The 14,658-nt window shown below is 59.0% G+C and carries 14 protein-coding genes; 5 read left to right on the forward strand and 9 right to left on the reverse strand.

From position 1 onward, the window contains the following. Positions 1-68: 68 nt before the first annotated feature. Positions 69-581, forward strand: coding sequence for a dihydrofolate reductase (locus ACIONG_RS14570; RefSeq protein WP_401300418.1), 513 nt, complete (start codon positions 69-71; stop codon positions 579-581). Positions 582-701: 120 nt separating this feature from the next. On the opposite strand, the gene ACIONG_RS14575 is transcribed toward ACIONG_RS14570, so the two are convergent. Then, positions 702-2,093: an L-cystine transporter gene (locus ACIONG_RS14575; RefSeq protein ID WP_401300421.1), complete on the reverse strand. Its 1,392-nt coding sequence runs from the start codon at positions 2,091-2,093 to the stop codon at positions 702-704. Between the two features lie 241 nt (positions 2,094-2,334). Between ACIONG_RS14575 and ACIONG_RS14580 the strand changes: the two genes are divergently transcribed. After that, the gene (locus tag ACIONG_RS14580; RefSeq protein ID WP_213026864.1) at positions 2,335-3,396 is read left to right on the forward strand and encodes a haloacid dehalogenase-like hydrolase; all 1,062 of its coding nucleotides are present in this window, start codon (positions 2,335-2,337) and stop codon (positions 3,394-3,396) included. Positions 3,397-3,560: 164 nt separating this feature from the next. Here ACIONG_RS14580 and ilvD read toward each other — a convergent pair whose 3' ends face one another. The 6 genes from ilvD to ACIONG_RS14610 form a co-directional block, all read right to left on the reverse strand. Continuing rightward, positions 3,561-5,402: a dihydroxy-acid dehydratase gene (ilvD, locus tag ACIONG_RS14585; protein ID WP_401300424.1), complete on the reverse strand. Its 1,842-nt coding sequence runs from the start codon at positions 5,400-5,402 to the stop codon at positions 3,561-3,563. A 257-nt stretch (positions 5,403-5,659) separates the two neighbouring features. Continuing rightward, positions 5,660-6,892 (reverse strand): MFS transporter, encoded by a 1,233-nt coding sequence (locus ACIONG_RS14590; protein ID WP_401300427.1) that lies wholly within the window; start codon positions 6,890-6,892, stop codon positions 5,660-5,662. Further along, positions 6,885-7,862 carry a diiron oxygenase gene (locus ACIONG_RS14595; protein WP_103304336.1) on the reverse strand — a complete coding sequence of 326 codons (978 nt, stop codon included), beginning with the start codon at positions 7,860-7,862 and terminating at the stop codon, positions 6,885-6,887. Before ACIONG_RS14595 ends, ACIONG_RS14590 begins: the two co-directional genes overlap by 8 nt. Continuing rightward, complete coding sequence (locus tag ACIONG_RS14600; RefSeq protein WP_401300430.1) at positions 7,859-8,932, reverse strand: SagB family peptide dehydrogenase; 1,074 nt, start codon at positions 8,930-8,932, stop codon at positions 7,859-7,861. The genes ACIONG_RS14595 and ACIONG_RS14600 overlap by 4 nt, the downstream gene beginning before the upstream one ends. A gap of 454 nt (positions 8,933-9,386) precedes the next feature. Continuing rightward, a complete protein-coding gene (locus tag ACIONG_RS14605; protein WP_007913577.1) occupies positions 9,387-10,583 on the reverse strand; it encodes a class I SAM-dependent rRNA methyltransferase in 1,197 nt (398 codons plus the stop codon). A 239-nt stretch (positions 10,584-10,822) separates the two neighbouring features. Next, entirely contained in the window at positions 10,823-11,362 is a 540-nt protein-coding gene (locus ACIONG_RS14610) for a type 1 glutamine amidotransferase domain-containing protein (protein ID WP_401300433.1), read from the reverse strand. A 228-nt stretch (positions 11,363-11,590) separates the two neighbouring features. Between ACIONG_RS14610 and ACIONG_RS14615 the strand changes: the two genes are divergently transcribed. The 3 genes from ACIONG_RS14615 (at position 11,591) to ACIONG_RS14625 (ending at position 13,621) form a co-directional block, all read left to right on the forward strand. Then, positions 11,591-12,403, forward strand: a complete 813-nt coding sequence (locus ACIONG_RS14615) for an HDOD domain-containing protein (protein WP_177431403.1) — start codon at positions 11,591-11,593, stop codon at positions 12,401-12,403. Between the two features lie 12 nt (positions 12,404-12,415). Next, a complete protein-coding gene (gene mutM, locus ACIONG_RS14620; protein WP_103304332.1) occupies positions 12,416-13,228 on the forward strand; it encodes a bifunctional DNA-formamidopyrimidine glycosylase/DNA-(apurinic or apyrimidinic site) lyase in 813 nt (270 codons plus the stop codon). Between the two features lie 69 nt (positions 13,229-13,297). Next, the gene (locus ACIONG_RS14625; protein WP_213026860.1) at positions 13,298-13,621 is read left to right on the forward strand and encodes a multidrug transporter; all 324 of its coding nucleotides are present in this window, start codon (positions 13,298-13,300) and stop codon (positions 13,619-13,621) included. Between the two features lie 151 nt (positions 13,622-13,772). Here the strand turns inward: ACIONG_RS14625 and ACIONG_RS14630 are convergent, their stop codons facing one another. Together ACIONG_RS14630 and coaD are read right to left on the reverse strand one after the other, a co-directional pair. Further along, positions 13,773-14,024 carry a YfhL family 4Fe-4S dicluster ferredoxin gene (locus ACIONG_RS14630; protein ID WP_003195146.1) on the reverse strand — a complete coding sequence of 84 codons (252 nt, stop codon included), beginning with the start codon at positions 14,022-14,024 and terminating at the stop codon, positions 13,773-13,775. Positions 14,025-14,185: 161 nt separating this feature from the next. Beyond that, positions 14,186-14,638 carry a pantetheine-phosphate adenylyltransferase gene (coaD, locus tag ACIONG_RS14635; RefSeq protein ID WP_401300538.1) on the reverse strand — a complete coding sequence of 151 codons (453 nt, stop codon included), beginning with the start codon at positions 14,636-14,638 and terminating at the stop codon, positions 14,186-14,188. Positions 14,639-14,658 lie beyond the last annotated feature (20 nt).

Consider the following 14,658-nt stretch of genomic DNA (forward strand, 5'->3'; position numbering starts at 1 on the left):
AATTGAGCCGTGAGCATAACCGCTGTGGCGCTTATCGGGTCAAGCGAGGCTCTGGTATCCTCGCCGGCATGACTAAATCACTCCCCCTCAGCCTGATCGCAGCCCTCGGTGAAAACCGTGTGATCGGCGTCGACAACAGCATGCCCTGGCACCTGCCGGGGGACTTCAAATACTTCAAGGCGACGACCTTGGGCAAGCCGATCATCATGGGTCGCAAGACCTGGGATTCCCTCGGTCGTCCGCTGCCGGGCCGGTTGAACATCGTGGTCAGCCGTCAGCAAGACCTGGTGCTCGAAGGTGCGGAGGTTTATCCGTCGCTGGAGGCTGCCGTGGTTCGCGCCGAAGAGTGGGCGAAAGAGCAGGGCGTCGATGAGTTGATGCTGATTGGTGGGGCGCAGTTGTATGCGCAAGGGCTGGCCGATGCGGATCGCTTGTATCTGACCCGTGTGGCGCTGAGCCCGGAGGGCGATGCATGGTTTCCGGAGTTCGATTTGCACCAGTGGAAACTGGTGTCGAACGTGCCGAATCCGGCGGAAGGCGATAAACCGGCGTACAACTTCGAAGTCTGGGAAAAGGCTTAAAAGCATCGCTGGCAAGCCAGCTCCCACAGGGATCGATGGTGTTCACACAATATGTGTTTCACCTCGGACACTGTGGGAGCCGGCTTGCCAGCGATAGGGCCAGATCAGGCCAAGAAGACCTTAAGCCTGAGCAAGTTCCGCATGCTCATCGGCATCCAGCAACTCTTTATCGGTCTGCTGCATCACCTGACTGGTAATCGCACCCGCCGTGATCGAACCACTCACGTTCAACGCCGTACGACCCATATCAATCAGCGGCTCAACCGAAATCAGCAACGCCACCAGTGACACCGGCAAGCCCATCGCCGGCAGCACGATCAGTGCCGCAAACGTCGCACCGCCACCCACGCCCGCCACACCGGCCGAACTCAGGGTCACAATCGCCACCAATGTCGCGATCCACAGCGGATCCAGCGGGTTGATGCCCACCGTTGGCGCAACCATCACCGCCAACATCGCCGGGTACAGGCCCGCGCAACCGTTCTGGCCGATGGTCGCACCGAATGAAGCGGCAAAGCTTGCAACGGATTGTGGAATCCCCAGACGGCGAGTCTGCGCCTCAATGCTCAGCGGAATGCTGGCGGCGCTGGAGCGGCTGGTGAACGCGAACGTCAGCACCGGCCAGATCTTGCGGAAGAAACGCAGCGGGTTGATCCCGGCCGCCGACACCAGCAAACCGTGGACGACAAACATCAGACCGAGGCCGAGGTACGACACCACCACGAAACTGCCGAGCTTGATGATGTCTTGCAGGTTGGAACCGGCGACCACTTTGGTCATCAGCGCCAGCACGCCGTACGGGGTCAGCTTCATGACCAGACGCACCAGACGCATCACCCAGGCTTGCAGGGTGTCGATGGCGTTGATCACTTTCTGTCCTTTCTCGACGTCGTCCTTGAGCAGTTGCAGCGCGGCAACCCCGAGGAACGCAGCGAAAATCACCACGCTGATGATCGAGGTCGGCTTGGCCCGCGCCAGGTCGGCGAACGGATTCTGCGGGATAAACGACAGCAGCAATTGCGGCACATTCAGGTCGGCAACCTTGCCGGCGTAGTCGGTCTGAATGGTTTGCAGACGGGCCATTTCCTGGGTGCCGGCGACCAGACCTTCAGCGGTGAGGCCGAACAGATTGGTCATGCCGATACCGATCAGCGCCGCAATCGCCGTGGTGAACAGCAGCGTGCCGATGGTCAGGAAGCTGATCTTGCCCAACGACGAAGCGTTGTGCAGGCGCGCCACGGCGCTGAGGATCGAGGCGAACACCAGCGGGATGACGATCATTTGCAGCAACTGCACGTAACCGTTGCCAACCAGATCGAACCAGCCGATCGAGGCTTTCAGCACCGGGTTGCCAGCACCGTAGATCGTGTGCAGCGCAACACCGAACGCAACACCCAATCCCAGCGCGAGTAGGACTTTTTTCGCCAGGCTCCAGGTGGTGTGGCGAGTTTGCGCCAGACCGAAGAGCAGGGCAAGGAACACCAGCAGGTTGAGAATCAACGGTAGATTCATGAGATCTCCAGGTAAGACTGTGCCAACAGCCTTCCGGGGCTGCTGCTAACCGGCAAGCCTAACAGTTTGATTTGCAATGATTTAATACCGAAATTGAAGGTCTTCCGTCGTTTTTGGAATAAGCGCATGTCGCTCTCGGCAATGCATTTGGCGCAATGGGGACGTGAGCGGTCGCTGACAGACGAGGACTGTCACACATATTTGTTAGCGTCGATGTCTTTAGCTCAGGGAGAAAGCATCGATGAAGTTCGCACCGAAATTTCTGGCTGTCGCACTGACTGTAGGTTTGGGCCTGGCCGGTCAGGCTTTCGCCACCGACCTCAAACACTGGCCGGCGGATCAGGCCAAGGCACTGGACGCGATGATCGCCGCCAACGCCAACAAGGGTAACTACGCAGTGTTCGACATGGACAACACCAGTTACCGCTACGACCTCGAAGAGTCCTTGCTGCCATTCATGGAAAACAAGGGCCTGATCACCCGCGACAAGCTCGATCCCTCCCTGAAGCTGATGCCGTTCAAGGACACCGCCGACCACAAGGAAAGCCTGTTCAGTTACTACTATCGCCTCTGCGAAGTCGACGACATGGTCTGCTACCCGTGGGTGGCGCAGGTGTTCTCCGGCTTCACCCTCAAGGAACTCAAAGGCTACGTCGATGAGCTGATGGCCTCGGGCAAACCGGTGCCGGCGACTTATTACGAAGGCGATGTGGTGAAGAACCTCGACGTTCAACCACCGAAAATCTTCACCGGCCAGGTTGAGCTGTACAACAAGCTGATGGAGAACGGCATCGAGGTCTACGTGATGACTGCGGCCTCGGAAGAACTGGTGCGCATGGTCGCGGCCGATCCGAAGTATGGCTACAACGTCAAACCGCAGAACGTCATCGGCGTGACCACGTTGCTGAAGAACCGCGAAACCAACGAACTGACCACTGCGCGCAAGCAGATTACCGCCGGCAAATATGACGAGAAGGCCAACCTTGGCCTCGAACTGACGCCGTACCTGTGGACGCCAGCAACGTGGATGGCCGGCAAGCACGCGGCGATTCTGACTTACATCGACGAATGGAAAAAACCGGTACTGGTGGGTGGCGATACCCCGACCAGCGACGGTTACATGCTGTTCCACGATGTTGACGTGGCCAAGGGCGGCATTCACCTGTGGGTCAACCGCAAGGACAAATACATGACCCAGTTGAACGGCATGATGGCCAAGCACGCGGCGGCGCAGGCCAAAGAAGGTTTGCCGGTGACGGCGGACAAGAACTGGGTGATCGTCAAGCCTGAAGAGATTCAGTAAGACCGAGTCGCTCCCATCGCGAGCAGGCTCACTCCTACAGGGGAACGCATTTCAATTGTAGGAGTGAGCCTGCTCGCGATGGGGTCCTCATACTCACCAACAATTTCAGCCAAGCAAAAAAACGCCCCGCTCTTGGCGGGGCATTTTTATTCGGCGGCTAAAACTTACAGCCCGTCGAGCATTGCCTTGTTACGCACAGCACCCTTGTCGGCGCTGGTCGCCAGCAGGGCGTAGGCCTTGAGGGCGGTGGTCACTTTGCGAGGACGAACCTCAACCGGTTTCCAGCCTTTCTTGTCCTGCTCGACCCGGCGTGCAGCCAGTTCTTCGTCGCTGACCAACAGGTTGATCGAACGGTTCGGGATGTCGATCAGCACTTTATCGCCGTCCTGCACCAGACCGATCGCGCCGCCGGCCGCAGCCTCTGGCGAAGCGTGGCCGATGGACAGGCCCGAAGTGCCGCCGGAGAAACGACCATCGGTGAGCAGCGCACAGGCTTTGCCCAGGCCTTTGGATTTCAGGTAAGAGGTCGGGTAGAGCATTTCCTGCATGCCCGGGCCGCCTTTCGGGCCTTCGTAGCGAATGATGACGATGTCGCCAGCCTTCACTTCGTCGGCGAGGATGCTGCGCACGGCGCTGTCCTGGCTTTCGAAGATTTTCGCGTTGCCTTCGAAGACATGGATCGACTCATCGACGCCGGCAGTTTTCACCACGCAGCCGTCCAGCGCGATGTTGCCGTACAACACGGCCAGGCCACCCTCTTGCGAGTAAGCGTGTTCGAAGCTGCGGATGCAGCCGTTTTCACGGTCATCATCCAGGGTTTCCCAACGGGTCGACTGGCTGAACGCGGTCTGGGTCGGGATGCCGGCAGGACCAGCTTTGAAGAAGTGGTGAACCGCTTCGTCAGTGGTCTGGGTGATGTCCCACTTGGCGATGGCTTCTTCCATGCTGCGGCTGTGCACGGTCGGCAGGTCGGTGTGCAGCAGGCCGCCACGGGCCAGCGAACCGAGGATGCTGAAGATGCCGCCGGCGCGGTGCACGTCTTCCATGTGGTACTTCTGGATGTTCGGCGCGACTTTGCACAGCTGTGGAACGCTGCGCGAAAGACGGTCGATATCGCGCAGGTCGAAATCGATCTCCGCCTCCTGGGCGGCAGCCAGCAAGTGCAGGATGGTGTTGGTCGAACCGCCCATGGCGATGTCGAGCATCATCGCGTTCTCGAACGCCTTGAAGTTGGCGATGTTGCGCGGCAATACCGATTCATCGTTCTCGCCGTAGTAACGCTTGCATAGCTCGACGATGGTACGGCCCGCCTGCAGGAACAGCTGCTCGCGGTCGCTGTGGGTGGCGAGGGTCGAACCGTTGCCCGGCAATGCCAGACCCAGCGCTTCCGTCAGGCAGTTCATCGAGTTGGCGGTGAACATGCCGGAGCACGAACCGCAGGTCGGGCAGGCGCTGCGCTCGTACTCAGCGACTTTCTCATCAGAAGCGCTTTCGTCGGCGGCGATCACCATGGCGTCGACGAGGTCGAGGCCGTGGGAAGCGAGTTTGGTCTTGCCGGCTTCCATCGGGCCGCCGGAAACGAAAATCACCGGGATGTTCAGGCGCAAGGCAGCCATCAGCATGCCCGGGGTGATCTTGTCGCAGTTGGAAATGCACACGATGGCATCGGCGCAGTGGGCGTTGACCATGTACTCGACGGAATCGGCGATGATCTCGCGGCTCGGCAGCGAATAGAGCATGCCGTCGTGGCCCATGGCGATACCGTCATCCACGGCGATGGTGTTGAATTCTTTCGCGACGCCACCGGCGCGTTCGATTTCGCGGGCGACCAGCTGGCCCAGATCCTTCAGGTGCACATGGCCCGGTACGAACTGGGTGAACGAGTTGGCAATGGCGATGATCGGCTTTTTGAAGTCGTCATCTTTCATCCCGGTGGCGCGCCACAGTGCGCGGGCGCCGGCCATGTTGCGGCCGTGGGTGGATGTTTTCGAGCGGTAATCTGGCATGGAGCACTCCGGGCGGCTAATCAGGTATCAAAGGGGAGTGAGCTTCTATTGACGTCTGGAACACTCAGAAATGGCCGTGTGTCCGTGAAGTTGCCGATGACGTTGCGGGATCGCCGCTGGTCTCAGCTTGAGCTCATAAACCCGCCGGGGGATGAATGGCGATGAATCAGCCGATTCTACACCGCTGGCGTCTGGAGGGAATGGCGCAAAGCATTGTTCCAGTGCCGACGGTGCGTGTGGCATGACGACCGGCAGGATCATTCGCTGCCAGGTTGCACCAGCGCACTGGCCTGAACGCTCCTCAAGCGCCTGCTGATCCCGCTGTTGAGTGCCAGCGCGACGCAACTGAGCAGTACAAAACTGTAACCCAGCGTGGCTTGCAGATTGGCCGGGCTCAGACTGATCAGTGCGCTGATCAAACCGCCGCTGATAAAAATGATGGTGCTACCGGCCGAGGCCGAAGTGCCGGCGTTGTCGGGAAACAGCGCCATGGCCCGAGAGGTGGCGGCAGGCCGCGTGATGGTGGTGCCGGCCGTGCAGATCAGCATCGGGATCAGCACCGTGGCCGGCGCCAGCGCATGATGGGCGGCCAGATACAGCATGGCCAGGCCCGACAGCAGGATCAGGCTCAGCCCGGTAATGATTTGTCGGCCTGGGGTGATGCGGCGATTTAGCACGCTGGCGACAATGCCGCCGACGATATAGGCAGCCCCGTAAATCAGCAGAATCAGCGAAAAGTCATAGGGCGCGAGTTGTAGCTGATCCATGAAAATCAGCGGCGAAATCACGATGAACGAAAAGTGGCAGGCGAAGGCGAACGCCGATATCAACCAGTAACCGACGGATTGGAAATTTCCCAGTACCCGTCGGTACGACTGAATGAAACCCAGGCGTATGCCACCGCTGGCCGGCCGACTGTTGTCCAGCAACAGCCAGGCCTTGATGAGCACGACTGCTGCGAGTGCGGTAAATACCCAGAAGCTGCCGCGCCAGCCAAGGGTGGCTTGCAGAAAGGTGCCGGCCAGTGGCGACACCGAAATGAAGATCCCGCTGGCGGTGACCATCAGGATACGCAGGCGATCACGCTCTTCACCTTCGAACAGATCCTGCACCAGTGCCTGGGACAGCACGAAACAACCGCACCCTATTGCCTGTACGACACGGAATATCAGGAACAGCGTGTAATCGTCGATCATCACGCAGCCAAGTGCACCGAGCATCGAGACGCTCATGCCGGCGAGCAACAAGCCCTTGCGACCGATCGTATCGGACAGTGGGCCGATCAGTACCTGGGCAAAGGCGATGCCCACGGCGAACAGGCTGATCGACAGTGCGATGTCCGCCGGGGTTGTCTGGAAGTGCGCGGCCAGTGCCGGAAACGATGGAAGCAGGACATCCAGTGGGAACGCGCCGAGCAGCACCATCGCCAGCAACAGGCTGACAGCCCCGCGACGCTGACGGGGGGTTACCACGGATTTTCCTTTATCCATCGATCAGTCCTGCCTTGGAAAAAAGTGTCTGGTTATGGGGCGTGGCGAAGAAACCGGCCTTGCGCAGTGCATCCAGCGTAGCGATGGAGCCTGATTTTGCACGCGCACGGCTGGCCTGCACTGTTGCCATGCTGCCGACAATATTCCGTACATCGCTCTCGGCAATGCCCGCTCCACGCAGGCTCTGTTGCAGCCAGCGTTCGTCGGCCTCGAAGAAAATGCCGATGATCTCGAGCAGCGTTTTGCTCACAAATGTGCGCTGGCGAATGTTCATGGACAGCCAAAGGTAATGGAACACTTCAGCGAAATAGCGACTGTGGCGGGCTTCGTCGGCCAGATGATCGCGCAGCATGTCGTTCACACTGGACACGAGACTGTCGCGGCACACGTCCAGCAGTTCCCGGGCAATGATGGTTTCCGAAACGAAACCGAGCAGAAACCATGTCAGTGAACGTTGCTTTTCCGGGGTACGGGCGACCAGTGCGTTCATGCGCGTGATGCGCTTGGGTATCGCCGGGCGCCCGCCAACGTTATAAAGCGTGGCGATCTGTTCGGCGAGACGATTGGAGAACAGCGCGTGGTAGCCCTCGTCGGTGTAGAGCTGCAGCGCTGCGTGCTTCATCGCCAGCGGCACATAAATGGGAAGTTCCCGATGGGCGATGACTTCAACCGCGCGATTGACGATGCGATGCTCGAGCAGGGTGGTGTAGTCGAGAAAGTACACCAGATGGTTGGCGGTCAGGCGGTGCAGCACCTCGCGGCCTGCGGCCTGGATCGCTGGATGAGCGAGATAAGGCAGGAAGGCGGGTGGAAACCAGTAGCGGCTTTCGAGTTGTTGCTGCACGTCGTCCGGCAATTGATAGTTGTGGGTGCTGGTGCGTACCGAGGCGCGGCTGTCCCAGTCCCCCAAAGTAAATTTAAGCGCCCATGACACAGGCACTTCGGCCGGATCCGGAATCAAGACTGTCATGCTTGTACCTCGCGCAACAGTTCGTGCATTTCCTGGCACATCGCCTGGCCGTCGCTTTCGCCGCAGCCGACAAAGAACAGCGGTTGCTCCGCGCTTCCCTCAAGCTTGAGCAGTGCTTCGACTTGCCTGTCGGCAAACGCACCGGTCAACCAGGTGTTGAGGCCAAGTGCTGTGGCGACCAGTTGAAAGGTTTGCGACAGATGACCGGCTTCCACGAATGCCATGCGATAGGCCCGTGAGTGCTCGTACTTCCACCAGAGCCGATCGAATCGGGCGGTGATGAACAGGCCCAGCGGCAGGTTGTTGATGAAGTGCTGGCCTGCGAGCAAAACCCCCAATGCGGATTGAGGCAATGAATTGACCCGACTGATGGAATGGTCGGTCGGCTGATAGGCGTAGATCCCGGGCTCCAGATCGTCGACGTTCTGCACCAGCAGAAAACCTTCGCAGGCGTTCAGACCGCCACCGGAAGGACTGCTGCGGCGTGCGCCGAGATCGTCGGCGATGCTGTCGTCACGGTCCCCGTCGCGCTCGCGCAGGTAACCGAGCGAAAGATAAAGCAGGGTGCCCAGGTCATCGAGTGTCATCGCTGCGCCGGTATAGGTGCGGCAGGTTTTACGCTGGAGCAGGGCGTGAACCAGGCTGTCGTCGCGCAATTCATGCGGGAGGGGCAACGCGATGCGCTGCCCGGCTTCCTGCTGCTGGCGTTCTTTCACGGGAGCCGGGGTCGCCAGGACTTCGTTGCAGTGAGAAAGATATTGCCTGGACCACTCGTGAATATTCTGGGGGGTGTGTTCGCAGGGAATGTTTTGCGTACCGATATGGTAGATCTTCGACAGTTCATCCCAACCCCATTGTGGATTGTCTATTTTTGAAACGGTTAGGATGCCCGCACTTAATAGTTGTGTGTCTATTATGCTGTGCGTGTCGAACAGGTCAGGGTTGTTGATTAGTTGGGTGAGCCGAATTGAATAATCAAGGTCAAGTTCGTGTTGGGTATGATCTTTGTAGTTCCATACTATTTGTCCCGGCGAGCGCGGCAATATAAACAGGTAAGGGTTTATGTACATGTGGGTTATTTACTCTGGATAAAATCGAAAAGGACGCCGAGTTGCCGGCACTTCCCGGCGTCCTGCCCTATTTAGCGGGCTTTAGGGGCAACCAGAAAAGCCAGGTTGGCGATTTTGTTGGTTTCCAGATAAATGGTTTTCATGATGTGAACTCCTTGTTCATTGATATTCGAAGTCACCTCGTGGTGACAACTTCATAATAGTTTGTAATGGATTATTGGCAAGTGGATATTAAGTAGGAATATTCCAGTAATTTTGTCGGAGCGATCTTTAGCTGGAGTTGGACTTTGTAGGCTAAGTTTCAATAATTAAAAGACGTAAGGAAATATCCTGCACGTCAGTAGGAAAGCAAGTGTAGGAAGTGTCGATTATTGAAGCAGAGATAGCGCCCTGACTGGCATGGGCTGGCGTAAAGCAAACGGGGAGCCTGCTGGCTCCCCGTCATCCGCATTGATCAGCTGTTTGGCAGCAGGCGGCAGGTGATGCTCTTGATGTAGCGGGTTTCGGCGATCGCCGGATGCACCGGGTGATCCGGGCCCTGACCGCCACGCTCAAGCAACTGGATATTTCGGTCCAGGTGACGGGCGCTGGTCAGCAGGATGTTCTGCAGATCATCTTCCGGCAGGTGCATCGAGCACGAAGCGCTGACCAGGATGCCGTCCTTGTTGAGCAGGCGCATGGCTTGCTCGTTCAGGCGACGGTAGGCGCCTTCGCCGTTTTTCATGTCTTTCTTGCGTTTGATGAACGCCGGCGGGTCGGCCACGATCACGTCGAAGCGTTCTTCGCTGGCCTTCAGCTCTTTCAGGGCTTCGAAAACATCGCCTTCGATGCAGGTCATCTTGTCGGCGAAGCCGTTCAGTGCAGCGTTGCGCTCGACACCGTCGAGAGCGAAAGCCGAGGCATCGACGCAGAACACTTCGCTGGCGCCGAAAGCGGCAGCCTGCACGCCCCAGCCACCGATGTAGCTATAGAGGTCGAGGACGCGTTTGCCTTTGGCGTAAGGAGCCAGACGCGCGCGGTTCATGCGGTGGTCGTAGAACCAGCCGGTTTTCTGGCCCTGGATGACCGGTGCTTCGAATTTCACGCCGTTCTCCTCCAGCGCGACCCACTCCGGCACCAGACCGAATACGGTTTCGACGTAACGGTTGAGGCCTTCGGCGTCACGGGCGGCGGAGTCGTTCTTGAAAAGGATGCCGCTTGGCTTGAGCACTTGGGTCAGTGCGGCGATCACGTCATCTTTATGCGCTTCCATGGTCGCCGAGGCGATCTGCACCACAAGAATGTCGCCGAAACGGTCGACAACCAGGCCCGGCAGCAGGTCGGAATCACCGTAGACCAGACGATAGAACGGCTTGTCGAACAGACGCTCGCGCAGGGACAGCGCGACGTTCAGGCGGTGCACCAACAGCGATTTGTCCAGCGCGACCTTGGTGTCACGCGATAGCAGGCGGGCGCAGATCAGGTTGTTCGGGCTCATCGCGACGATGCCCAGCGGCTTGCCGCCGGCGGCTTCGAGGATCGCCTGATCGCCGGCGTTGAAGCCGTGCAGTGGCGTGGCGGCCACATCGATTTCGTTGCTGTAGACCCACAGGTGACCGGCGCGCAGGCGACGGTCGGCGTTGGCTTTGAGGCGCAAGCTAGGCAGGGACATGACGTCGCTCCGGAAAAAAGAGCGGGAGTATACCGTGTTGCTCGGCACGATTGGCTGGTGAGTGGACATGTGGCGCGACAGCAATGGTGATAGGGCTTACCGGTGGCGAGGGGATTCATCCCCGCCGGACGGCGCAGCCGTCGCACCTGTCTGACACGGTAAGCCTGATATCTCGCGCTGTCAGATTTGCGACTGCTGCGCAGCCGATCGGGGATAAATCCCCTCGCCACAAGGGCAGTTCAATCAGAGAGTGCGTCGATCAACTCTCGGCTGAACGCCGGAATATCATCCGGCTGGCGGCTGCTGATCAAGTGGCCGTCTCTGACCACTTCCTGATCGACCCAGTTGGCTCCGGCATTCACCAGATCATCCTTGAGTGTCTTGTAGCTGGTGATGGTTTTGCCATTGACCAGCCCCGACGAGATCAGCAACCAACTGCCATGGCAGATCACCGCAATCGGTTTGCCGGCCGAAGTGCCGGTCTTGACCAGATGCTGGGCATCCTGATCGATGCGGATCGTGTCGGAGTTCTGGACGCCACCGGGCAGCACGATCGCGTCATATTGCTCGCTGCTGGCGGCCTGGAAAGTCTGGTCGACGGTGAAGTCGTCCGCCGGTTTGTCGTGATGCCAGCCTTTAACCTTGCCGGCCTCGGCCGAGAGGATGTCGACCTGCGCACCGGCCTCTTCCAGCGCTTGCTTGGGACCGGTCAATTCGACCTGTTCGAAACCATCGGTTACCAAAAAAGCGACGCGCTTGCCGTTGAGTGAAGTAGCCATCAATAAGCTCCTGAGTCTGTTGGAAATAGCCGCCCCACGGGATCGAAATGAACCGCCGGGCATTACAGAGTCCGAAGCCAGGGCCTGAATGAAAGTTCCTGACAATTGCCCACTGGTGTGTCGTCTTGCGGTTTTTAGGGGTTAGAATCGCCGCCTGTCCCAGAGTGTGTACTTATGTCCCAAGAGCTGACCACCGAACAGATTCAACAATCCCTGCAGGGCATCAGCGTGCCCGCGCAGCCGCAGATCATGGTGGATCTGCAAATGGAGCAGTACATGCCCGACCCGGATCTGGAGGTGATCGCCAAGCTGATCGCCCAGGATCCCGGCCTGTCCGGCGCGCTGCTGAAAATCGTCAACTCGCCGTATTACGGCTTGAGCAACAAGATCACTTCGATCCAGCGCGCGGTAAACCTGCTGGGCAGCCGTTCGATCATCAACCTGATCAATGCCCAGTCGATCAAGGGCGAGATGAACGACGACACCATCGTCACCCTCAATCGTTTCTGGGACACCGCGCAGGACGTGGCGATGACTTGCCTGACCCTGGCCAAGCGCATCGGCACTCAGGCGGGCGACGAGGCATACGCTCTCGGCCTGTTCCACGACTGCGGCGTACCGTTGATGTTGCAGCGGTTCCCCAATTACATGTCGGTACTGGAAAAGGCTTACGCGAATGCCAGCGCCGAATGCCGTGTGGTGGACACTGAAAACGCCGAGTTCAACACCAACCACGCTGTGGTCGGCTACTACACCGCCAAGTCCTGGCGCCTGCCGGAACATGTCAGCGCGGCCATCGCCAATCACCACAATGCTTTGGCGATCTTCAGCGATGAGTCGTCGCGCAACAGTCAGCTGAAAAACCTGTTGGCGATTCTCAAGATGGCCGAGCACATCTGCGCCTCGTATCGAGTGCTGGGCAATCAGACCGAAGATTTCGAATGGAACGCAGTGGGCCCGCTGGTACTCGATTACGTAGGGCTGTCGGACTACGACTTCGAAACCCTCAAACAAACGATCCGCGACCTCGGCGCGCATTGATTCGAGGACGTCATGCCTGAACTGCCGGAAGTTGAAACCACCCGCCGGGGCATTGCTCCGCATCTGGAAGGCCAGCGCGTCAGCCGGGTGATCGTGCGTGACCGGCGGCTGCGCTGGCCGATCCCCGAAGACCTCGATGTGCGACTTTCGGGGCAGCGCATCGTGTTGGTCGAGCGCCGGGCCAAGTATCTGTTGATCAATGCCGAGGTCGGCACGTTGATCAGCCATTTGGGCATGTCGGGCAATCTGCGTCTGGTCGAGGTCGGGTTGCCGGCGCTCAAGCATGAGCATGTCGATATCGAGCTGGAGTCGGGTCTGGCCCTGCGCTATACCGATCCGCGGCGGTTCGGCGCGATGTTGTGGAGCAATGATCCGCTCAATCACGAATTGCTGATTCGCCTCGGGCCGGAGCCGCTTACTGATCTGTTCGATGGCGAGCGGCTGTTCCAGCTGTCACGCGGGCGTTCGATGGCGGTCAAGCCGTTCATCATGGACAACGCGGTGGTGGTCGGGGTCGGCAATATCTACGCGACGGAAGCGCTGTTTGCCGCCGGGATCGATCCGCGTCGCGAGGCCGGGGGCATTTCCCGGGCGCGCTATCTGAAGCTGGCGATCGAGATCAAGCGCATCCTCGCCGCCGCCATCGAGCGTGGCGGCACCACGTTGCGTGATTTCATCGGCGGCGACGGGCAGCCGGGGTATTTCCAGCAGGAACTGTTTGTCTACGGTCGTGGCGGTGAACACTGCAAGGTTTGCGGCACCGGTCTGCGCGAAGTGAAGCTGGGGCAACGCGCCAGTGTGTTCTGCCCGCGCTGCCAGACCTGAGGCAAAAGGCTGAAAAAGTCCTACGGTCTATAGTGAGTTGTCTCACTGTTCAGCCCGAAGGATCGTGCCATGAAATCCTTGCAAGTCCTCTTCGCAACACTGCTGCTGTGTTCCAGCCTGGTTGTTCAGGCCACGGAAAACGGCAGTGGTGATCCGCGTTACACCATTCAGAATCCACCGGCCTACGCCATGATCGGCGACTTGCTGATTGCCCGACCTTTGCTGGTGGTGGCTACGGTGATTGGCGCGGGGGCGTTTATTGTGTCGCTGCCATTTACCGCGTTGGGTGGCGGGATTGGCGATGCAGGGCAGGCGCTGGTCGTGGACCCGGCGAAAGCGGCGTTTGTGCGGTGTCTGGGGTGTACGGGGGAGGGGTTTGAGCAGCGTGAGTGAGCTGCTCCGGAGTCAATGGTGTTTCTGATGGCCCAATCGCGGGCAAGCCCGCTCCCACAGGGATTTTGGTGTTTACACGGTTAGTGTTTCATCACGGAAACCTGTGGCAGCGGGCTTGCCCGCGATGGCGTCGGATCAGGCGCTGAAGGACTCAGGCCTTGCCGGTGATCTTGCGGTACTTCTCCATCAACTGTTCTTCAGTCTCCGGATGCGCTTCATCGAGCGGAATGCAATCCACCGGGCAGACCTGCTGGCACTGTGGTTCGTCGTAGTGGCCGACGCACTGGGTGCACAGGTTCGGGTCGATCACATAGATCTCTTCGCCTTGGGAGATGGCGGCGTTCGGGCACTCGGGTTCGCAGACGTCGCAGTTGATGCAATCGTCGGTAATGATCAGGGACATGCTAACTCCAGCCGGGGCGGCAGGCCCGGGCGCTATAAATCAATGCGCGCAATTGTGCCGCATTGGCGAGCGCAGTGCACGCGGGTGCGATCAAGGGCACGCGACTGCAATCCTTTAAAAGCAAAAGATCGTCTGATCGCAGCCCGAGCCTTTGGCAGCGCTTACTTCTTGAAGCGTAGGGTCAGGGCGTCGGCCACGGCCGGGTGGACGAACTTGCTGATATCGCCGCCCAGCGCGGCAATTTCCCGCACCAGCGTCGAAGAAATGAACGAATAACGCTCGGATGGCGTGAGAAACAGGCTCTCCACGTCCGGCGCCAACTGGCGGTTCATGTTGGCCAGCTGAAATTCGTATTCGAAGTCCGACACCGCACGCAAACCACGCAGGAACACGTTGGCATTCTGCTCTTTGGCGAAATGCGCAAGCAGCGTCGAGAAACCGACCACTTCCACGTTCGGCAGGTGTTTGGTGACCTCGCGAGCCAGTTCAACCCGTTGTTCCAGCGGGAACAGCGGGTTTTTCTTGGGGCTGGCGGCGACGGCAATGATCACATGGTCGAACAGGCTGTTGGGTAGTTCGTCGTGTTGGGAATGTGTGTTGTTTTTAGTGTAGATGTTTGTTGTGTACTTATCTT

This window comes from Pseudomonas sp. NPDC087817, from assembly GCF_044742875.1.
Lineage (GTDB): Bacteria > Pseudomonadota > Gammaproteobacteria > Pseudomonadales > Pseudomonadaceae > Aquipseudomonas.